This window comes from uncultured Methanobrevibacter sp., assembly GCF_937881195.1.
Taxonomy (GTDB): Archaea; Methanobacteriota; Methanobacteria; order Methanobacteriales; family Methanobacteriaceae; genus Methanobinarius.
Map to the genome: position 1 here is coordinate 1 of NZ_CALGFC010000037.1, position 22,621 is coordinate 22,621.

Below are 22,621 nucleotides of genomic sequence, written 5' to 3' on the forward strand. Positions count from 1 at the left end.
ATAAAATTAATAAAATTAATAAAATTAATAAAATTAATAAAATTAATAAAATTAATAAAATTAAAAATCAAATGTTATCTAATATAAATTTATAGTCTTCATGTTGATTAATATTAATCAATTCAATAGGACTATCTTCTTTTACACCATAAAATTCTATTCCATTCCTAAAAACTTTTCTAATAATTGGATTTAGATTATTATCTTCTTCTTTAAGATAATCGAGGAAAATATTTTTATTAGCTATAAAAGGCATTCCTAAACCATCTGGACTATCTAAAATACCATATTTTTCTCTTCTAAGAATAGAAACAGAATTTTCAGGATTTTTTAAATTAAATAAAGAATCGATAATGTTTTTATATGTTTTAGAACTTATAGTAGGTTGGTCTCCAGCTGAACAAAGAACATAATCATTACTAGAATGTTTCAAACCATTTAATAGAGAATATGAAAGACCCACATTTATATCTTTATTTTCAACAATCTTAACCCTATCATCATCAATAGTAATATTAGCTAAAATCTTTTTTATATCCTCAGCATAATGACCTAAAACAACAATACATTCATCAACCCCGGATAATAAAATATTATCAATTGTTGTTTCAATAACTGTTTTTTCACTATCTTCTCTAGGAAAAGGAAGTAATAATTTATTCTTAATAGAAATTCCTTTTTTAATTTGACTTTTTTTCATGCGAGAATTAAGACCCGCAGCCGTTATAACACTAGATATCAACATTTTTAGCCCTAAGATGTATTATTAATTGAAGAATTACTACTATTAACTTTCACATCATCAGGGATCATTTCAATCATTTTCGCATGAATAACCATACCAGTACCTTCACCTTCAGTCCACATAACTATTTTAATAGGATAATCTAAGGTATTATTTACTTTGATACCAGAACCAGGATTAACACCAAAGTTTACAGCATCATGATCCCCATTCATTCCTATAGGAAGTGAAAATCCCATAGCTAATGCAATAGACCTTAATGTTCTAGCTGGAGGACATACACCATGTGATGCACCACCACCTGGAGCTTTAGGATCAGAGGAAATTGCAAAGTCATTTATATCCGTACCAGAAGAACTTGAGTTAGGAGGAATAACAGTATTATTCCATGCTTTTACAAATTGTTTAGCATTATAAGCACGATTAGCATCATTATACTCAGGATAAGATCCTAAGTAAGTATAAGCATCAGTAACAGAATACTCTTTATAATTTACCTTATAAACAATGACTGGGGATCCAGAAGGATAATTATAGGTATAATTTGATACATTTTCCCCAAATAGCTCTTTTATCTCATTAGGTTTAATTAAAGTCCTATTATCTGAAAAATCTGATAATCCATAATCTAAAGTTAAATTATCCCCAATGCTTGATTGATTAAACCAACTTTCAACATCTTCACCTGAAATATACTTGTGAGGAACAGTATTATTGTTAATATCATTTTCCCCAATAGAGTTTATAGTTTTATTATCCTCAACAATATCTATACCATTTTCAGTTTTAACTGCAATTGTATAAGGAGTTTTATATCCCCAAACAAAATTATCTGGAGCTTTAACCATTAACTTATTATTTTCTTCAGTTAAAACACCAGGTCCTGAAAAACCTGTTGCAGCACCAGAATCTGAAATTCCCGAACTTGAAAATTCATAAACTGGTAAAGGAACAGTACCTGATGAAATAGACACAAAAACACTAGTGAAATCCAAAACTTTCAATCTATCCCACAAATAATCAATATTTGTAACAATAGGATATTTATCAATTTTTGATTCATCAACAACTGATTCTCCTGCAAAAACTGTTTTACCTAATGGATATTTAGCTACTTTGCTTACATTACCTGAGAATCCATGCTCTCCTATAAAAGAAAATGGCACCATGATTAATATTAAAGCCAATAAACCAATAATCACCATAAGTGACCAACGTGTTCTTCCTTTCAAAATATCATATCCCCGAAACATTTATAATAAACTAAACCAAATTTTAAAAATTCACTCCCTATTATCATTTACCTCACACAAAATTTCTTGGGAATATTTAAGTCCACCTTCCCCAATTATAAGAATAATATCATTATATGTATCATCAATAGTAGTATTAAAAGCTAAATTTAAAGCTTCTTTAACTTGTTCATAATTTGCTCCTAAAGTTCCAACCTTTTTAAAATTTTTACTAGATTTTATATCCATTATTTCACATTTATTATCTTCTAAATCTTTTATAAGTTTTGAAGATTCAAAAGCTGAAAAAGAAGCAGGAATCAGAATATCTGCTTTAGAAAGAAGTTTAGCTATCTCTAAATCTCCTTCAGACCCACTTTCTGAAGAGATAGTATTAACAATAATAAGTCTTCCATTAGCTAATTTTTCATCATTATTCATAAAATTAGAAACAGTTTGAATTATTGATTTAACACCTGCAGGATTATGAGCATAATCAAGAATTATCTTAGGATTCTCATTGATAATTTCTAACCTTCCCTTAACACCTTCAAAAGAATTAATTCCTCTTGCAATATCATTAATATCTACCCCAGAAAGCCATGCTCCAGTAGCAGCAGCTAATGAATTATAAACATTAGCTATTGAACCATTTTTCAAAGTAATATCTACTTCTTGTTCATGAATTTTTAATGTATATTTTATAGAAGAATCTTCCTTATCAAAAATTAAATTTCTAGCTTCAACATCCAAATCAGGATTTTTAAAACCACAATCACAATTATATGAACCTAAATGACCTAAATAATGAATATTATAATTTAATTCTTTGCCACAAACAGGACAATTTCTTGATTCTTCAAAAATATCCATATTATCAATAATAGAATTATTTTGATCATTAGAAATATTATTAATACCAAAGAATAATAAATCTTCATTATCTTTTGAATTACCAATATAGCTAACAATAGGATCATCAGCACATAATATTAAGTTATCAGCTACATCAACAATTTCTTTTTTACAATTAATATAATCATTAAAACTTCCATTAGCTAAATGATCTTTAGTTATATTAGTAATAATGCCAGTATCTACTTCTGCATTTTTAGATATATTTTTTATCTCACCAGCATTACCAAAGGTCCCAATTTCAATGACAGCTACATCACCATCAAGTTTTGATTGTAAAGAAGGGATAAATTCAGTATTGCCTTGCATATTAAGATAATGTTCTGGAACTTTTAATCCTGCTGTTCTAAAAATATTTTTAAGAATTTCCCTTGTAGTTGTTTTTCCATTAGTACCAGTTACTCCAAAAACTAGTTTAGCAGATCTGAAAAATTTGAATATTTCATCAATACCAAATATTGGAATAGAATTAGAATCTTCAGAAGATTTTAGACTACCTAAAATGGTATTCAAATCATCTAAAAACTTTTTATTGTTAAATAAACTTGGAGCTAAAAAGATTGAAGAAGCATCTGATAAAATTTCCTTATTTAAATCACTATCTAATTCTAAGTTGATACCTTCAGTTTCGAAAATTGATTTTAAATGAGTTTCTTTTGCAGAATCAGAAATTGTAACATCAACACCATTTCCAGCTAAAACTCTTGAGATTAAACTTCCAACAGTTCCACATCCACCCACAATAATTACTTTTCCTGAAATAGCTTTATAAAAATTTATAGCATATTTAATATCATTTTTAACATTATCATAAGCATTTACAACACCAGGACCAATATGTAGAATTGTATCCTCACTATTAGCTAATGATAATGCATTGAAAATAGATTCACCGACATTAGTAGTTATATAACTTTCAATTTCAGAATTAACACTGAAAGCACCATCTAAAACTTCAAAAGCAGCATCAGTATCAATAAATTCAGTAGTCTCATTTTTTGAAGATACAATTAATATATCAACAATCTTTCCGAGAACCTCTCCAATTTTAAATTTATCCCTTGAAGTTAAAGTATCTGGATTATCTAAACTTAATATCAATTTTCCAGGAATATCTAAACCAGAGAATAATTTTTCCATACTTTCTGGATTATGTGCAGCATCCATAAAAATATTTATTCCATTTAATTTATCAATTTTCTCAAATCTTCCTTTAACACCATTGAAAGTTGCAATACGATTTATTGCATCTTCTAAATCAATACCCATAATTAAAGAACTTAATATTGTAGCTAAAGAATTTTCAACATTTATCATTCCAGGAACTTTAATTTTAACCTTAGTTTCAAATGGGGGAATAGTTTTTCTTGAAAAGTTTCCACAGTGACAATTAGTACTATTACAATTAGTACAAACTAAAGTTGGAATTTCTTTAGATTTAATATCATAAGTTGAACCATCTAACCCATATAATTCAATATTATCTGCAATTATATCATATTCAACATTTTTATTATAATAAATTTCTTCTTCAAATTCAATTTTTTGAGGATTTTGAAGACCATAAACAATATAATCATGATTGAATGTATTTAATCTACTACTAATAATTGGGTCATCACCATTAGCAAGAACTAAACCATTTTCTTTAAGAAGATTTTCAATAGCTATGTTTCTCTCAATATAATCTTCATAATTTTTAAATTCATCCATATGGTCAGGAGTTAAATTAGTTATAACACAACAATCAAGTTCAAGACCATCAGCCATTCTAATAGTCCCATGAGGAAGTTCAAAAATAGCTAAATCCTTATCTTCACATTCTGAATTAACAACCATTTCAACTAAACCTTCAATTACTAAGGAATCTTGAAGAGAGGAAAAAATAAGAGTATTAAATTTATCCATTAAAGAAAAATTTATCATATTGGTAGTTGTAGTTTTACCATCAGTTCCAGCTATTCCAATCATTGGGATAGCTATCAATGAGTTTAAAATTTTTCCAACATCATTATTTTCAATTATTTCTAACTTTCCTTCAGATGAAAGTTCATATATTTTTTTAATAAAATCAACTGTTTTAGGAATATTAGGAGATATATATACTGCATCAGGGAAATTTAAAAGATCAAAATCATGATTTCCTAATTCAAAATTAATACCTCTTTCTTTGAGGATTTTTATCCTTTTTTGTGCTTTTTTTGGAAGATTATCAAATGAATTAGCATCAGTAACAATAACCTCTTTTTTTAAATAATTGAAAAGATTAGCTACTGGCCTTCCAGCGTTACCTGCACCAACAACAAGAATATTTTTTCCAAAAAACACACTACACCTCAATAAGAATTAATTTAAATAAATTAAAAAATTATAAGTTAACTATCAATAGAATATATAATTAAATTTTATATTTGTAAATTTAAGTATATAATTATTACTATTAATCTAAATATTCAAATAATATATTACTATTAAACAAAATATCCCAATAAATCCAATATTTTCATCATTTATTATATGAATAATAGTAAAAAGGTAGAGAATAACTTTTAAAAAAATTAATTATAATATAAATCATATTAAATAGGTTATTTAATCACAAATATCAGATAATGCCTTTAAACGTTCTTGAATTTCAATTATTTTTTCCTGTCCATTTCCTCCAATAAAGATTGCATCTTCATGAGAATATTCAGCTATAAATCCAATAATCTCATCAAGATTATTAGCAACTTCAATTCTTCCTTCATATCCAATAGATTTTAATCTATATAATCCATGATCAACAGTATCATCTAAACCCGGAAATAGAACTATTACTTCAGGATTTGAATTAGCTACAGTATTAAGTATATCAAAGCGATGTTTTTCATTAACCCTTGGAGTTCCAACAAAAGCAGCGTAAAAATATTTTTCATCTAATAATGATTTAACTGCATCCGAATTATCTGTTTTTCCAATGAATATTTTTGAATCATTTAATTCAAAAATTTTTAATCTTCCTTCCACTGGTTTGAAATTTTTTAAAGTATTAACAATAACATCACCACTAACCCCAAGATAAGTGGCTATTGAACTAGCTAATCCTGCATTTAATCTATTAAACTTTCCAAAAACCTTCAATTCTCCCAAATACTCATCATAAGAAAATATTTCAGAATTTTTATTAGATTCAATTTCATTATCATTTAAAAATAAATTTTCATCCTCATCCATAATTGATTCAGATTCATCATCAAGAACTTTTTCAGATTTATTATCATCTAATTCTTGATTAATTAGATTATTTTCAAATTCATCATAATAATTTAAATTTTTATCTAAAAATGTTTTTTTACCATTAGAAAATTTTATAACTTTACTTTTATAATTTTCAAGAGATTCATGAACATCCATATGATCATTGCCAATATTAGTTAAACCAATTAAATCAAAATCAAAGCAATAATCACAATAAGATAAAGTCATATCACAAACTTCAATTAGAATTATATCATAATCTTCATTTTCAGCTTCAAGAATAATATCACAATATCCATTAAAGCCTCCACCAGCATTTCCACCAACAAGAACCTTTTTACCAGAATTTTCAAGGATTTCTTTAAGCATATGAACAGTGGTTGTTTTACCATTTGTTCCAGTTATTCCAATAGTTGGAATATTTTTATGTTTTGTTAAAAAGTCACTAATATGATTTCCAGAAGATACTATGTCCATAGCTAATTCAGTTTTCCACATACTTGGACTTAACATTACAGCATCACAGCTATCAATAGTTTCTATATCATTATACCCAAGATCAATTATTAAATTATTAGTTGAAATTGTGATTGCATTTTCATTGATAAAAAAACTATTATCCAAAGGAAGCTCTAAATCTTCTAAGTCTATGTCAGTTTTTAAATCAGTTGCATAGACATTCCAATTATTCTTTAAAAAAGCCATAGTAGCTTTTTTTCCTTCAACACCCAAACCAATAACTGCAGCTCTCATTTTATCAAATAAACTTTTATAAAAACATAAAATTTCAGGACTATATAATTTTTATAATGTATATTATATTATTAATATTATTTTAAGTTATTTCTATAATCAATATCTAACTTATCTATTTCTATAATAAATATCTAACTTATCTATTTCTATAATAAATATCTAACTTACCTATTTCTATAATAAATATCTAAATTATCTATTTTTATAATAAATATCAAATTTATTTTTATATAATAATATTAGATTTAATAGAGTATAATTAAAATAATATTAGATTTAATAGAGCATAATTAAAATAATATTAATATTATTAATATTACAAAAACATGTGAATAGTAATAATTCAATCATAAGGTTATATTATATAATTATTATATACAGTTACTATATAAATAATTTATATATTTTTTATAAGCCAAATATTTTATAAGAAATATTATATAGATGATTTATTGTAAAAATATTATATAGATAATTTATTTTAAAATATTAATAGATATTAGATTAATACATAATTTTTAACATAATAATTAAAAATAAATCTAATCTAAAATTATAAATCTAGCTAAAAATAAATTTAATTAAAAAAAATATAGCTAAAAAAATATAGCTAAAAAAATATAGCTAAAAATAAATTTAAATCAATTAATATAAAAATAAAAATAATTTAATCATAAAATAAAAAATCAGAGGGTTGATAATGTTTGAAGAAGATATAGATAATAAAATTTATAATCTCCTTATAAGTAATGGAATTGATGAAAATCAAGAATATCCTAAATTCGTGGAAAAATTATATTCTAAGGTTGATTTTCTATGGAAAGAATCTGTTCCAGGATCTTATTCACATTTAACTGAGAGATTTTTTAGTAAAATTGATGTAATTATAATTTTATCAGGATTATATGAGAATAATAGTGAGAAATTTGATGCACTTATTAAAGCAAGTCAAAAATTTGAAAAACCAATAGTTTTAGTAAGACCTTATGGTGTTGAAGAAGTTCCAGAAGAATTAGAATCAATAGCTACTACTTTAGTTGGTTGGAATGCTAATTGTATAGTTGATAATATAAAAGGAGCTATGAACTTAAATTTAGATGAAGATTTAGATTTAGACTAAAATTCAAAATTTATCTAAATAATTATCCCAAATTTATATAATACAATTATATTAAGTTTTATCTAAATAATTATCTAAAATTTTATATAATATTATAATCTTGAGTTTTATCTAAATAATTACCTAAAATTTTATATAATATTATAATCTTGAGTTTTATCTAAATAATTATCTCAAATTTAATTTTTTTACTATTTTTAAGATCATTTATTAGATTTCTATTTAAATCAGAAGAAGATTTATCAGATTTTATCATAAGTGTCCTAGAACACACATAATTACTTTTTCTACATACAATATCTGTTGGATGGTCTAATGTAAGTTTTGGATGTCCATATCCAATAATTTCATCACTAAAATTTTCAGTTGATATTTTAACCTTAATTTCAGTTTTTTCATTTGATATTTTTTCTTTTAGTTCTTTTGGAAAATCATTCATAGATTTATCCATTTCTACTCCAATTATACAATCCCCAGCTAATGATAGTTCTTTATCAGTTGTAATCTCAAATGTAGATTTATGTTTCGAAGTAATATTTTCATGACCCATAGCATGTATAATAAAATTCAATTTATCACCATTATTTATATTAATCTTTATTATATTAAAATTCAACTTTAAGATTAAAAATTAATTAGTAGATTATAATAAGATAAAAAATTACTAAAATTAATTATAATAATATAAATTAAGTATCATAACATAATTATATATCTTTTAAAATTCCATATATTAAACAATGAAAGGTAGCTATTGTTTAATTATACATAAAGAAAAATCTAGCAAGATAAAAGTTGGTGCTATTGGTTTAAACTTATATGAGAAAGGATACTATGTTTATATCGGTTCTGCAATGAATTCTTTAATTCCTCGAATAAAAAGGCATTTAGCTGATGAAAAAAAGATGCATTGGCATATAGACTATCTATTAAAAGATAATACTACTAAAATTGAAGAGGTTATTTTTAATATTGGTGAGAAAAAAATTGAATGTAATTTAGCTAATTTTATTTCTAAAAATGGAGATGGAAAAGAAAATTTTGGTTGTTCTGATTGTAATTGTGATTCACATCTGATATATTTTGAAGATAAAGATTTTTGTATTAAAACAGTGCAAGAAGCATATAATAACCAAAAAATTAGTTTTCATGACTTAACATATTTTAAAACAATAGCTAAATAATATATTAATTAATAATAACTTAAAATATTTTAAAATAGCTAAATAATATATTAATTAATAATAACTTAAAATATTTTAAAATAGCTAAATAATATATTAATTAATAATAAATCGATTAAGGAAAAATTACCAAAGAATAACCTTAATTAATAAATTTTTTGAAAAAATCTTCAAATTTATCGTCATCCAAAGGATTTAAAGAAGAAGAAACAAAATCATTATTCCATATAGAATTAGCTAATTCAGAATAATTCTCAGATTCATTAGAATTAGGATACTTTTCTACCACTGTTTTTGCTTCAAGTTCAGAAGACTGTATAAGCTCACTTCTATTGATAACACCAATGACTTTAGTACCAATTCTTTCTGCAAAAGAATTAACTATTTCTTTTTCATTACTAATTCCTTTACAATTACATACAATTCCAGATAAATTTCCTTTTAGCTTTTTAACACCTTTTGAGATATTATTAGCAGCATAAAGTGACATATATTCACCAGAACTTACAATATAAACTTCATCAGCATAATCTTCCTTTAAAGGAACAGCAAAGCCTCCACAAACAACATCTCCTAAAACATCATAAATAACTACATCAAAATCATTTTGAGTAAAAACACCTAATTTTTCAAGTAATTTCATAGCTACAATAACGCCTCTTCCAGCACACCCTACACCAGGTTCTGGACCCCCACTTTCTGTGCAAAGAACACCACCATATCCTTTAAAAATAATATCAGATATTTCAGGATTTTTATTTTCTTTAATAGTTTTAAGAATAGTTGGAAGTCTTTTTCCACAAAGTGTCCTGGTTGTATCTGCCTTTGGATCACAACCAATAACCATTACATTTTTGCCTTCATTAGCAAAAGAGGCAGCTAAATTAGCTACAGTAGTAGATTTTCCAATTCCTCCTTTTCCATAAACTGCAATTTTCTTAGTTTTTGACATATATACACCGAAATAATGAAGATATAATCTATAAAAAGAATTATAAAAAAAAGTTATAAATAATAATTAAAATTGATTTAAAATTATTTAAAATTATTTAAAATTAATTAAAATTAATTAAAAATATAATATAATTTATAAAACAAAAAATATCTAATAAAAATTAGATTATAGAATAATGAATTATAAATATTATTAAAATATTTAAATATGGAATAAAGTATGTAAAATATATTTTATGGTATTAAACTCCTATAAAAAAGTAAAAATTAATTATCTTCTTTATAATTAACCAAAGCTTTTACTATATCTCCTCTTGTGATTATACCAATAAGATTTTCTTCATCATCAAGAACAGGAATTCTTTTAATATCTTCTTTATCCATTATTATAGCTGCATCAGAAATATCGTCATTAGGTGAAATTTTTATAATTGGAGAGATCATTATTTCTTCAACAAGAGTTAATGAAGCTCTTTTAATACCTCTAGCTGTTTCATCATATTCATGTTTCATTCTAATAGGCATTTCAATTACATCAAGAGGAGAAGGAAGGACTAAATTTAAGTTAGGAGAATGTACATCAAGAAGTTTCATAATGTCCCCTTCACTAAGAATTCCTACAACTTTATCCCCATCCATTACAGGAGCTCCGCTTATTTTGTTTTCAGTGAAAAATTTGGCAGCTTCTGTAATTGTATCTTTTTTATTTAAAACTAATACATTAGTTTCCATAGCTTCTTCTATTTTAATCATATAAAACACCTATAAAAATTTTATATTGAAAAATTTATAATATTAACAGATTTATTCATAATTAATATGATTTTATTAATATTTAAATTTATTGATTAAACAATATTAAAATATTCAAATAGATTTTTAGTTTATAAGTTTTACTTATATCTATTTTATCTAAATTTATCATTAATATAATATTTAAATTAATATAAAACTAAATTAATAAAAAATAGATTAATAGAAAATAGATTAATAGAAAAGTAAATTAATATTTAATTTAAAATTTAATTTATTAAATTATAATCTTATTGGATTATATTATTCAACTTATTAAAATTAAAATTAGTTTGAATATCTTCAGGAGTCCAATGTTTTTTACATCCAACATAATCTAAAATAACACATTGAGGAGGAATATTATAAGATGAAATTTTCCAGCCTCCTTCTATTAGGTTATTAATACATGCAACTCCAACAATAGAAATATTAGTTTTATCATAATCATTGAGATTTGATAAAATAGATGAAGAGTGAGAAACAACATATACAGGAATATCATCATCTAAATTTTCATTAATATTTCCAATATTACATTTATTACTGCAAGAGATACATCTTGAGCCTAATCTATCATTTATTGCTTTACATTTGTTATAATTAGGAATTTTCATACAAGTTGGTAGAAGAATAGCTTTTTTATTTCTGTCTCTAAACCTTTCTTGAAATATTTCATTCATAACTTCTGCTCCAAACAAATTAATATGATACTCAAGCTCAGACCTACCACAAAAAATAATATCTTCATTATTTAAATGATCTTCTAAGAAATTAGCTTTAAAATTCTCGACATTATTTGTATAATTATGTAATTCTCCTTTAGCATAATTTTCAAACCATGAAGTGAATGAAAAAATTGAATCAAGATAAGAATTAATTGTATATTCATCCTTACTTAATAAAAATTCTTTCCAAATATTTAAATGTTTCAAAGACTCTTTATAATCCCCAGTTGCTTCTAAATACTCTAATAATAATTTTATTTTAAAGCGATTTAAATTAATCCCTTCATTTTCTATAGATTCGCATAAAACAGACTGCTTAATTGATTCATTATTGATACTTTTATTAATATTTTTATTAGTTTTATTAATTTTATCAGTTTTATTAGTTTTATTAATTTTATTAATTTTATTAGTTTTATTAGTTTTATTAGTTTTATTAGTTTTATTAGTAATATCATCAATATTCTTATTAATATTGTTATCCTTTAATTCATTGTTATTATTTTTAGAATTTAAATTATATTCATTGTTTAATAAAAATTTAGTAGCTAAAAATCCTCTTATTTCATCAATTTGAGTTTTATATGGTGTTTCAATAAGTTCTTTTTTATTTCTTAAATTAGATAATTTAGCTAATATTTTTTGATAAAATGGGTCTAAATTTAATGCATCATCCATATACAACTTCCATAGTACACCAAGATATAATGCTTCTAATACATTCTCTTCAAAAAAATAGTCAAAATATATATCTTCAACGGGATTTTCAACTAAAAATTCCTGATAATCTAAGATTATATCCCCAATTAATATTTCTGATTTATCTAAGACATCTGTAGAAAACTCTTTAATTTTTTGATAATATTCATTAGAATTATTATTTTTAAGATTATATGTTATATTATCTAATTTTTCGCCATAAGTAGAACTATTATTCGTTTTTTTATGATTTAAGTTAGAAAACTTAAAATTATCAAAATTAATAGAATTAGATTGATTAGAAGTAATAATATCTGTAGAAACAATGAAATTATTATTATTATTATTATTATTATTATAATTATAATCATTATTCAATATATCTTTAGAAATATTAGAATTAGAAATAATATCTTCAAAAATAATATTTTTAGAGAGAATATCTTCAAAAAAGATTCTATTTTTTGAAGTTGGAGGCTCATTTTTAGGATTTATTGATTTTAAATTATAATTATTCTTATCATTAAAACTATTAAACATCCATACACCCCCTAATATAATTTTTTTTATTTTTCCCTATATTTTCATCAGAAATAGAAACAGCATCTATTATAAAGTTAAAATGATTTTCTATATCATCAAATATTAAATTTAAGTCAATATCCTCATTATCCTTAGGAAAATTTAATACAACTAATTCAAACATTTTAAAAATACCATAACCAAAATAATTTTCAGCTAATTTTCTAGGATTTCCTTTTTTTATAATTTTTCTATCCATAAAATTTTGAAAGAATACTGTCCAAAATTCAATTGGTCCATTTAAAAGTTCTTCTATAAAGAATTTTCTAATTTTTGCATTATGATAAACTTCAATAAATATTAATCTTAAAATTTTTATCATTTTAAATGAACTAAATTGATATTTGATAGCCTCTGATCCAAAATGATATAGTTCATTAGGACTTATTTCTAATAATTTATCCATATCCTCTTCTGATGATTCTGCTTGGTTCATTCTTTCAATAAAATAATCAAAAATGGAATCTAATATATCTTCTTTTTTAGAATAATGGTAATATATAGAAGATTCTTTTATTCCAACCTCTCTTGCTATTTCTCTTGTAGAAACTTGATTATAACCTTTTTTAGAAAAAAGATCAATTGAAACATTGAATATTTTCTCTTTTGTAGACATCTTTTTCATAAATTTTTACCTATCTAACACTCGATAGATATAATATAATTATAATCATATATAAACCTAACAGTTGATAGATAAATTTTTATTAAAACAAGAAAATAAAATAAAAATAAAATAAAATAAAAACTTTAAAAAATAAAAATCAAAATAGACAATTTCATAATATTAGTTGTGATATTTTTCACCTGAACTTCCTTAATATACATTATACTTAAAACATCACCCCCACCACTTAAATTATAAGTCCATAAAAAGAAAAAAATGGTTTTATTTTATTTTCCATGTTTTTGTTGTGGATTTTTTACCTGCACCATTATAATAAGTTATTGTAACTCTCTTTTTATACGTTTTAAAAGATTTAGGAATTAAAACTTTAACAATTGTTGATTTTCCAGGTTTCAAAGGCTTAATCTTAATTTCCTTTTTATATTTCCCATATTTAAATGTTAAATAAGAAGTTTTAGATTTAGATTCGCCAAAATTAGAAACTTTAATCTTATAAAGAAGAGATTTAGAATTTATATAAGATTGACTTGACTCTGGGTATACTCTTGGACCAATAATAAGAATATTTTCAATGGAGCTTGCAGATAAGGCTTTAATTTTAATAATTTTAACATTTTTAGTAATTAGAATAGCTGAGCCTTTCTTGGCATAAATTTTACTATTAAATATTGTTCCCCTTGATGACTTATTAGCTAAAAATCCACAGCTAGGATATCCTTTAATATTGATTATTGTATTTGAAACTTTACCATTCCATTTATCTATAAAAACACCAAAACCCTTATTAACACTTAATATATTAGAGTTATATAAATTTCCTGTCCAATTAACCGCACCAATCCCAAAACTTTTTTTGCCTGAAAAATATATCTTACTGTTTGAAATATTACCTTTCCAATTAAGCACAACTATTCCTGCACCTCCCGGTGTTGATATTGATGTTTTATATATATTACCTGTCCAATTAGCACTACCAACCCCAATATTTCCCTTTTGACTTGATTTAAAAATAGAACCACTAATATTACCTTTCCAATTTTTAATAACAATGCCAGCAAGATATCGATTATTCAAATTAAAATTCACATTCATTATATTAACTATTGATTTAGTATTGTTGGAAAATATTAAACGAACTACTTCCTTACTAATACCCATACCATTATGATTTAAGTTTAATCCAGAAAAACACACCTTATCACTAGTAGTAACATTAAACATATTCTTATTTTTATTAAAATTAATACTAGTTTTAACATTACTTTTAATATTAACTGATTTAGAAACAACAATAGTATCATTCAAATCATATTTACTACTGGTAAATATAAGATTATCCCCTTTAACTGTATTATTATCTTTCATCCAATTATTAATGTCATTTTGTGTTGTATTTTCAGTGACAATAAGATTAGCTGCTGAAGCAGAACCTAAAGTTAAAACTATTAAAAAACTCATTATAGCAAAAAACACCAAAATATTTTTCAAATTCAACATAAATATCATTCCTATATTTTTCATCTTTCATTTTGTCTAATCATCTATTACTTGATTAAATAATTAATTATAGAGATTCTAATTCTTTTTCTAATTATTATTCCCAAAAGTTTTCCCATGTGACTTCAGGTATATGCAATATTTCTGATATTACCTCATCAATAATGAGATATGCGATGAATATTAAGATAATTTTCCAAACAGAAACCGATTTTTTACCATTATAATCAATATTATGAAAATAAGAACTAATTTTCAAATCTAACTTATGAAAATTTCTTAAAATTCCATTTTTACTTTCCGAAATTCCATTTCTTAAGTTTTCATTATAAAAATAATTTCCATTATTTTTGTTTATATTAGATGCATTTTTATAAGCATCATATAAATTATAAAAATAAAAACCAGAATATATTAAAGAAATAGTATCTAAGATATTTCCCCCAATTAAATGAGTATATTTCAAATTAGCTAATATTAAGCTTATAATAATGAACAAAAACCCCTTCAATATTTGTCCATTATGAAATTGCCCAAAACCGGGAAATAAAGATAAAAATAATGCTAAATACTTATTTTTATGATATATTATCCCCTCATCATCTAATGGAACATACTCTTCAACTTCTTTTTCAACAAGTCTTTCTCCACATTTCCCACAAAAAATAGCATCATCACTTACTATTGATTCTCCACAATATTTACAATAACTAAAATCTCCATTACCCATTTATTAGCCTCCTAAACACCATTAATAAGTATATTATTTTCATAAATTAGTTTTTATTAGTCTAAATACTTCATTAAAAGTTTCACTGGAATATTCAGATAATTTAAACAATATTTGTAAATCATTCAAACCTTTAATCAAAATCTGATGATTTTTCTCCGATGTTAATATATTTTCAACATCAAGTACTAAATCAAAAGGAACAGAAATATTATTTTCAGAATCTTCACTAATAAAAACAAGTTTGTCCTCTTTAAACTCTAAAAGGTATCCTTTATCAACAAAATGAGACATTGAAAATGGCCCCCATGAATTTAACAGAATACCCACAATAGTACTTATTATAAAAGCAACTAACCAATTACCAATTAAAAAAATTAACAAAAAGAAAGTAAATAAATCAATTATGGCATAAATCCACGGATAATCTTCCTTCTCAACATCACCAATAATAACAACATCATAAAGCATAAACTATTCCCCAACATTATACACTATTTTACATCATAAAATTAATCCATTAATATTCTTTTTAATCTCCTTTTAAGTAGATATAAAACCTTTTTGTAATATAGAATAACAATAATAAACAAATCAGTCTTATAATTGGATTTTCAGAAAAACTAAAATCTGGAAACAAAATAACTACAATAGCTATAAACACAAATAATAAAACAAAAAAGAAAATCACAGAACCAAAAATAGCTAAATTTTTACTCAATTTCATAGAAACACAACCTTACCCATTATTATTTATAAATTATTTTTTATTCAACACTGACAGATTTTCATAAAACCATGCTTCTTTTCATTGTTTCCCACCCATTTTGTTTAACATAGCTACTAACCATATCATAATCTTCTTTAGTTGAATTTAAAATTTCATATTCTTTAGGTGGATTGGAAGGATCTTTTAAAGTTATATTTTGCAATAATGGCTCAAGATAGTATTTAAATAAATCAGAATCCATAGAATTATTAACATTCACAGCCCCACTACTAACAGCTACAAAATAATCCCCATTTACACCAGAAGCAAAACAAATATACCCTGGAGCAACAAAGTAAAATCCTTGATTATCATAACTCATACTAGAATGATAATTTAAATAATAAATATCCCATTTAGTGCCATTATAGTCTTTTTCAACAATCTTTTCAGTATCCATAAGATTAATAAAACCCTCCTTAGTAAAATTAAAAGAATCAGCCATTAAAAAATTATAATAAACCCCATTTTTAGTATCATTATAATCCACCTTCCAATCATCCACATAGCTACTTTCATTATCCTTAATAACTTCTCCTTTAATCGTTCCATTTAATAATTTATTATCTATTTGAGTTGTCCCATCAGAAAAACTTAAAGAAAAAATAACAAGACTAGCAATTAAAACAAGCCCAACAAATATTAAAACTCTTTTATTCATAAAAAACACCTACAAACTATATTAAATCATCAAGATCAGCATCAATCAATTTATAAAAAGTATTAAAAGCACAAATAACATCCTCATACTCCATAGTATTCCTATCATTCTTAAAAGCACTACAAGCAGCTAAAAAGATTGGCACAGTACGATAAGTAGCGAAAACATCATGTCTTATATCAGAAAAGATAGTTGTTATCATCAACTCAGCGATATCTAACAACAAGTATATCATTTTTTTAGAAAGTTTTTTAGCATCTTTATTCCATTTAACAGCATCCAAACTTATAAAAAAATCTTCATCAGCAGAATCAAAAGAGATATCTTTATCAAAATCATCCAACAAAAACATCACTCTTTCAGATAAATTATAAATCCTTTTTTCTGAATATATTGCTTCATTTCCCTCTTTCATTGCCAAAATTCCAATAATAAATGATATGAAATTCACAAATTGAGTATATGTCACTGTGTCACTTGGACGAGAGAAAATAGATCTAGAATTATCTTTAGTCCTATCTAAGATGATAGCATATTTTAATACAGGAAATTCCTCCCATAATACTTCAATATCGATTTTTTCTTCCGGATGTATCTCATTAAATTTTATTGTATAATTTACAAGGTTTTTTGTTAGAATTTTAAATGGTTTGGAATCAACAAGAGCTAACATTTTATCTAACACCTCATCTAATCCACCAACATCAGGAAATTTTTTTAATATCTTATCCATCTTCTTTTTCAGATTTCTTTTTTCTTTTTCCATATCATACTCAACTTTCATAAGAATCATTAAATTAAATCATTAATATCTGCATTAATTAATTTATAAAAAGTATTAAAAGCACAAATAACATCCTCATACTCCATCCTATCACTACCCCTATTAACAGCACTACAAGCAGTAATCATTTCTAAAACGCCAAAATAATTTCCAAAAATATTACCTATCAAATTAGAAAATAATTCAACAATGATTAAGCTAATAATATTTCCTTGTAGTGAGAAGATTTTATTAATAAGTTTTCGGGATTTTTTATCCAATTTGATATATTTTAATCTCGTGAAAAATTCTTTATCGGTAGAATCATATGTAGCAATATTATTAAAATTCTCAAGTGAACTCATTACCTTATTAGTTAATCCTAAAACTTCTGAATATGATAAATCTTCTTTTTTTTTCATTTTTAAAAGCCCTACATTAAATGAAATAAAGTTGGTAAAATGAGCAAAGATGATAGGGTCTCCAAACCCAAATGCACGAAGAAAATTAGGATTACTGACTTTTAAAATTTTAATATATTTTAAAAATTGAAATTCTTTACTTATAGAGTCAATGTTTCCATTTTTTATAGATTCAACATCCATCTCATCCCAAATATCTACTTTATCAAAATCATTAACATACTTATCAAGATTCCTTGTCAATAAAATAAATGGTTATGAATCATAAAGCGCTAAAGTATCATCTAATACAGACTCTAAACCATTAATGCCAGGATATTTAGCTAATATCTTATCAGACTTCTTTTTTATATTCTTCATCTCTTTTTCTATATCATATTCTACTTTCACTTTAATCACTTAGAGATTTAATTTTTCAAATTTTTTCATAAATCCAGTATATTTATAGCTTTTTTTCTATATTACTAATCCCTAAAAAGGATAATAAGATACCTGCTAATGATAATACGTCCCATGGTTTTATGAGATAATTAAAATTAGTATATGTAAAGTCAGTGAGAATATAATCACCATTTTCAAGAAATTGAATATGTGGTATTCCTGCAGAATAAAGAAAGATTAAAATTCCTATTATTATTAATAAAATGGATCCATTTTTACTATTTTTATTTACATAGAATGAAGAAATTATTGCAATAACTACAAGTAATATTCCAAATATTAATTCAAAATCAAGAAATCTTAATCCAAGAGTAAAATATATCTGAAAGTATGTAAATAATGCCATAATTACTAATATTGATACAATTAAACCTGCCATTGCGGATATAGAAAATTTAATATTAATGTTATCTCCTCCATATTTTATTCAGGTTAATATAAATTATAGTTAAAAATTTATTCATAATGTCTTTAGAATATAATAAGTTAATCTGTAATTTTTATAAAATACTTCTAGATTAAATCATCAAGATCAGCATCAATCAACTTATAAAAAGTATTAAAAGCGCAAATAACATCCTCATACTCCATAGTATTCCTATCATTCTTAAAAGCACTACAAGCAGCTAAAAAGATTGGCACAGTACGATAAGTAGCGAAAACATCATGTCTTATATCAGAAAAGATAGTTGTTATCATCAACTCAGCGATATCTAACAACAAGTATATCATTTTTTTAGAAAGTTTTTTAGCATCTTTATTCCATTTAACAGCATCCAAACTTATAAAAAAATCTTCATCAGCAGAATCAAAAGAGATATCTTTATCAAAATCATCCAACAAAAACATCACTCTTTCAGATAAATTATAAATCCTTTTTTCTGAATATATTGCTTCATTTCCCTCTTTCATTGCCAAAATTCCAATAATAAATGATATGAAATTCACAAATTGAGTATATGTCACTGTGTCACTTGGACGAGAGAAAATAGATCTAGAATTATCTTTAGTCCTATCTAAGATGATAGCATATTTTAATACAGGAAATTCCTCCCATAATACTTCAATATCGATTTTTTCTTCCGGATGTATCTCATTAAATTTTATTGTATAATTTACAAGGTTTTTTGTTAGAATTTTAAATGGTTTGGAATCAACAAGAGCTAACATTTTATCTAACACCTCATCTAATCCACCAACATCAGAAAATTTTTTTAATAACTTATCCATCTTCTTTTTCATATTTCTTTTTTCTTTTTCCATATCATACTCAACTTTCATTTTAATCCCTATGAATATTCAAATTTCAATCAATATTCTAATGAATTACTTTGTTTTAGATGGTTTTATTTTCATTTTAATCCATGTAATTTTAGTAATTTTTCAAGTGCTTTCATATCTTTAGTATATTTTTCAATAAGTTTTTTAGCATATATCTCTGCATTTTTAGATCCTTTTTTAATTGCTTCCTGTGCTTCTTTAATTTTAGCTGGTCCTTCACTAATAGATTTAGTAAGAGTAAGAAGATCTGCTTTATAAGCACTAGTTGATGAAAGACCATTTAAAAATGCTTTAACTTTAGGATCGTTAACTAAAGTAGCCATATTCTTGATATTAGAATTTAGAATGTTTAATGCTTCTTTAAAATCTCCTTGAACCAACTTTGCAATCTTTTTATTATCCTTTGTGAATTTTTCAAATTGTTTAAGAAGTTGATTTGCAGGCTTTAACTTAGAAGGAACAGGAATACTCTTTAAAATAGGTGAAAAATCACCAGTAAAAACCTTAGCAACATCAACAATAGACTTCCTCACAGTTAAAGGATCAATATTTTGTAAACTTATACCTGTATATTTTTCAACTGTTTTCGCGAAATTTTTTATTGTCTTGGCTGCTGCTGCCCTGTATTTTGCTGGAATTCTTCTCAATATGGCATTTGTAAGGTTTTTCATTCCTTTAATAGCTAAACCTCCTACACCCATTCCAAAAGCTATTGAAACTAAGTTGAGTGTTAAATCTTCCATACTCATATTTCCTTTTTCATCAATACCTAAAGTAAATTCAAGAATAACTTTTCCTGCTTGACCTGCCCACCCATAATTATCCAAGTTACTATAACCATAAATATTAATGAAAATATACTCGAAAAATTTACCTACATCACCTTGGGAATAATTATATGCATCAGTAAGTTTACCCACTACATAAAGACCATAATATGTCATTTGGTCTTTTATATTATATTTTATAGCAATATCATAGAATAATTTGGTAAATGATCCATCAGGCATATTTCTTGCTTTCATTCCACTGATAAAATTTAAATTTGGTGGTGCATAACCTACACCCGGACCATAAATTATTGGTTTATTAATTTTTACAGCTTTATCTAAAATTGATGTTGATTTAGCAAGATCTCTACCCATTGCTGATCTAGAGTAAATATGATTACTACTCATAGAATCAAAAACCATTTTTGTTCCTAAGGCAAATTGTCCCTGTTGTTTTATTTTAGCATTTTGTTTTCTTACCCACTCATTATATCGCCTTATTTGTTCCATTATTATATTCACATATAGATTATACTCATATAATTTCCCATTATAATTAACATACTGTTTATAGAGTAGCTGGTTGTCAACTTTTGCAACTAAATTAATAGCTTTATGTTTTAATGGTTTAATTTTAACCTTAGCAATGTTTTTCTTAACAAATACATATTTAGGGTTTAATTTACCTCCTTCAAATCCAAAATAAACAATCAAATTAGGAATTGTCTTTTTCAACTTTTTATGGTCATTAGATTGAAATTTAACACTAATTGTATACTTATTTTTAACTTTTAAAATGTTAGGTGCATTTAGTATTGCAATGACATATTTTTTAACTTTTAAATTTTTAACAGTTTTAAGATTATTTATTCCCCACCAATTATAATCTGCATTAACAGACCCTTTAACTCTGTATAAATTAGCTTTAGCCTTATTATTAACAATATAATTGTAATTATAATGATTATTTGTTCCTTTAAGTTGATAAATACCATATTTTTTATTGGATAAGATTATACTCTGTTCTAATATGTTTTTATTTCCTGTAACATGAAATCCTAGGGTGTTATTAAAAATCTGGATTTTGTCTAATTGGTTTTTATCACCTTTAATTAAAATTCCTTTACCTTTATTATTGATTATTTGAAGATTAGATAATTTATTTGAAGTTCCATAAAGAGCTATTCCTGATTTTTTCCCACTTTCAACAATAGAATATACTATATTATTCAAATTTCCTTCAATTATAAGCTGAGTATTTTTATTTTTAAAAATAGGAGTTCTCTTTAGTGTGTTTTTGTTCCCTTTAATGTATAATCCACGAAAACCATTGTTTTGTATTATGTTGTATTGGAAATTGTTATTATTTCCTTTAAAGTATATTGCAGAACATTTTTGTTTATTCGAATTTTCATAAACAAGATTTCCTTTAATAATACCATTATTACTTTCACCTGAAATCCCATTTTTTGAGTTTTTATAAATTATATTATAGGATATTTCTAGGTTTTTTCCAACAATATTAATTCCTTTTCCTTTATTTTCAGCTATTTTATTTTCTATAATCTTATTTTTGTACCCTTTAATATTAATGCCATTATTTTTATTCTTTGATATAGTATTATTTAATATGTTGTTATAATTTCCATTAATCTGTATTCCATGACCTTTACCATAAGAAACATTATTATACCTTACTGTTGCTTTATTAC

22 protein-coding genes are annotated in these 22,621 nt (G+C 24.5%); 2 read left to right on the forward strand and 20 right to left on the reverse strand.

Translation table 11 applies throughout. The features are described 5' to 3' along the window. Positions 1-67: 67 nt before the first annotated feature. The 4 genes from Q0087_RS05615 to Q0087_RS05630 all read right to left on the reverse strand — a co-directional run bounded on the left by Q0087_RS05615 (position 68) and on the right by Q0087_RS05630 (position 6,885). The gene (locus Q0087_RS05615; protein WP_297898700.1) at positions 68-745 is read right to left on the reverse strand and encodes an NTP transferase domain-containing protein; all 678 of its coding nucleotides are present in this window, start codon (positions 743-745) and stop codon (positions 68-70) included. A gap of 8 nt (positions 746-753) precedes the next feature. Further along, positions 754-1,977, reverse strand: coding sequence for a hypothetical protein (locus tag Q0087_RS05620; RefSeq protein WP_297898701.1), 1,224 nt, complete (start codon positions 1,975-1,977; stop codon positions 754-756). A 51-nt stretch (positions 1,978-2,028) separates the two neighbouring features. Next, positions 2,029-5,220 carry a Mur ligase family protein gene (locus Q0087_RS05625; RefSeq protein ID WP_297898702.1) on the reverse strand — a complete coding sequence of 1,064 codons (3,192 nt, stop codon included), beginning with the start codon at positions 5,218-5,220 and terminating at the stop codon, positions 2,029-2,031. Between the two features lie 264 nt (positions 5,221-5,484). After that, positions 5,485-6,885: a Mur ligase family protein gene (locus tag Q0087_RS05630; RefSeq protein WP_297898703.1), complete on the reverse strand. Its 1,401-nt coding sequence runs from the start codon at positions 6,883-6,885 to the stop codon at positions 5,485-5,487. A gap of 703 nt (positions 6,886-7,588) precedes the next feature. Here Q0087_RS05630 and Q0087_RS05635 point away from each other — a divergent pair. After that, on the forward strand, positions 7,589-8,008 hold the full coding sequence (locus Q0087_RS05635) for a nuclease (RefSeq protein WP_297898704.1): 420 nt from the start codon (positions 7,589-7,591) through the stop codon (positions 8,006-8,008). 160 nt (positions 8,009-8,168) lie between these two features. Here the strand turns inward: Q0087_RS05635 and Q0087_RS05640 are convergent, their stop codons facing one another. After that, a complete protein-coding gene (locus tag Q0087_RS05640) occupies positions 8,169-8,558 on the reverse strand; it encodes a DUF371 domain-containing protein (protein ID WP_297898722.1) in 390 nt (129 codons plus the stop codon). A 190-nt stretch (positions 8,559-8,748) separates the two neighbouring features. Between Q0087_RS05640 and Q0087_RS05645 the strand changes: the two genes are divergently transcribed. Then, positions 8,749-9,192: a DUF123 domain-containing protein gene (locus Q0087_RS05645; RefSeq protein ID WP_297898705.1), complete on the forward strand. Its 444-nt coding sequence runs from the start codon at positions 8,749-8,751 to the stop codon at positions 9,190-9,192. 142 nt (positions 9,193-9,334) lie between these two features. Here Q0087_RS05645 and cfbC read toward each other — a convergent pair whose 3' ends face one another. The 15 genes from cfbC to Q0087_RS05720 all read right to left on the reverse strand — a co-directional run. Further along, positions 9,335-10,144, reverse strand: coding sequence for a Ni-sirohydrochlorin a,c-diamide reductive cyclase ATP-dependent reductase subunit (cfbC, locus tag Q0087_RS05650; protein WP_297898706.1), 810 nt, complete (start codon positions 10,142-10,144; stop codon positions 9,335-9,337). Positions 10,145-10,413: 269 nt separating this feature from the next. Next, on the reverse strand, positions 10,414-10,899 hold the full coding sequence (locus Q0087_RS05655; RefSeq protein ID WP_297898707.1) for a CBS domain-containing protein: 486 nt from the start codon (positions 10,897-10,899) through the stop codon (positions 10,414-10,416). Positions 10,900-11,189: 290 nt separating this feature from the next. Beyond that, positions 11,190-12,905 (reverse strand): DUF116 domain-containing protein, encoded by a 1,716-nt coding sequence (locus Q0087_RS05660; RefSeq protein ID WP_297898708.1) that lies wholly within the window; start codon positions 12,903-12,905, stop codon positions 11,190-11,192. Further along, complete coding sequence (locus Q0087_RS05665) at positions 12,898-13,572, reverse strand: TetR/AcrR family transcriptional regulator (RefSeq protein WP_297898709.1); 675 nt, start codon at positions 13,570-13,572, stop codon at positions 12,898-12,900. The genes Q0087_RS05660 and Q0087_RS05665 overlap by 8 nt, the downstream gene beginning before the upstream one ends. A gap of 264 nt (positions 13,573-13,836) precedes the next feature. Continuing rightward, positions 13,837-15,033, reverse strand: coding sequence for a hypothetical protein (locus Q0087_RS05670; RefSeq protein WP_297898710.1), 1,197 nt, complete (start codon positions 15,031-15,033; stop codon positions 13,837-13,839). A gap of 136 nt (positions 15,034-15,169) precedes the next feature. After that, entirely contained in the window at positions 15,170-15,802 is a 633-nt protein-coding gene (locus Q0087_RS05675) for a zinc ribbon domain-containing protein (RefSeq protein ID WP_297898711.1), read from the reverse strand. A gap of 39 nt (positions 15,803-15,841) precedes the next feature. Further along, positions 15,842-16,273, reverse strand: coding sequence for a hypothetical protein (locus tag Q0087_RS05680; RefSeq protein WP_297898712.1), 432 nt, complete (start codon positions 16,271-16,273; stop codon positions 15,842-15,844). Between the two features lie 61 nt (positions 16,274-16,334). Further along, positions 16,335-16,529, reverse strand: a complete 195-nt coding sequence (locus Q0087_RS05685; protein ID WP_297898713.1) for a hypothetical protein — start codon at positions 16,527-16,529, stop codon at positions 16,335-16,337. A gap of 61 nt (positions 16,530-16,590) precedes the next feature. After that, on the reverse strand, positions 16,591-17,232 hold the full coding sequence (locus Q0087_RS05690) for a hypothetical protein (protein ID WP_297898714.1): 642 nt from the start codon (positions 17,230-17,232) through the stop codon (positions 16,591-16,593). Positions 17,233-17,248: 16 nt separating this feature from the next. Next, a complete protein-coding gene (locus Q0087_RS05695; protein WP_297898715.1) occupies positions 17,249-18,016 on the reverse strand; it encodes a hypothetical protein in 768 nt (255 codons plus the stop codon). 8 nt (positions 18,017-18,024) lie between these two features. Continuing rightward, positions 18,025-18,660 (reverse strand): hypothetical protein, encoded by a 636-nt coding sequence (locus tag Q0087_RS05700; RefSeq protein ID WP_297898716.1) that lies wholly within the window; start codon positions 18,658-18,660, stop codon positions 18,025-18,027. Positions 18,661-18,672: 12 nt separating this feature from the next. Then, complete coding sequence (locus tag Q0087_RS05705) at positions 18,673-18,807, reverse strand: hypothetical protein (RefSeq protein WP_297898717.1); 135 nt, start codon at positions 18,805-18,807, stop codon at positions 18,673-18,675. Positions 18,808-18,859: 52 nt separating this feature from the next. Next, positions 18,860-19,237, reverse strand: coding sequence for a hypothetical protein (locus Q0087_RS05710; protein ID WP_297898718.1), 378 nt, complete (start codon positions 19,235-19,237; stop codon positions 18,860-18,862). A 134-nt stretch (positions 19,238-19,371) separates the two neighbouring features. Further along, positions 19,372-20,139: a hypothetical protein gene (locus Q0087_RS05715; protein WP_297898720.1), complete on the reverse strand. Its 768-nt coding sequence runs from the start codon at positions 20,137-20,139 to the stop codon at positions 19,372-19,374. 71 nt (positions 20,140-20,210) lie between these two features. Next, on the reverse strand, positions 20,211-22,621 hold a 2,411-nt coding region (locus tag Q0087_RS05720), incomplete at its 5' end, for a right-handed parallel beta-helix repeat-containing protein (protein WP_297898721.1).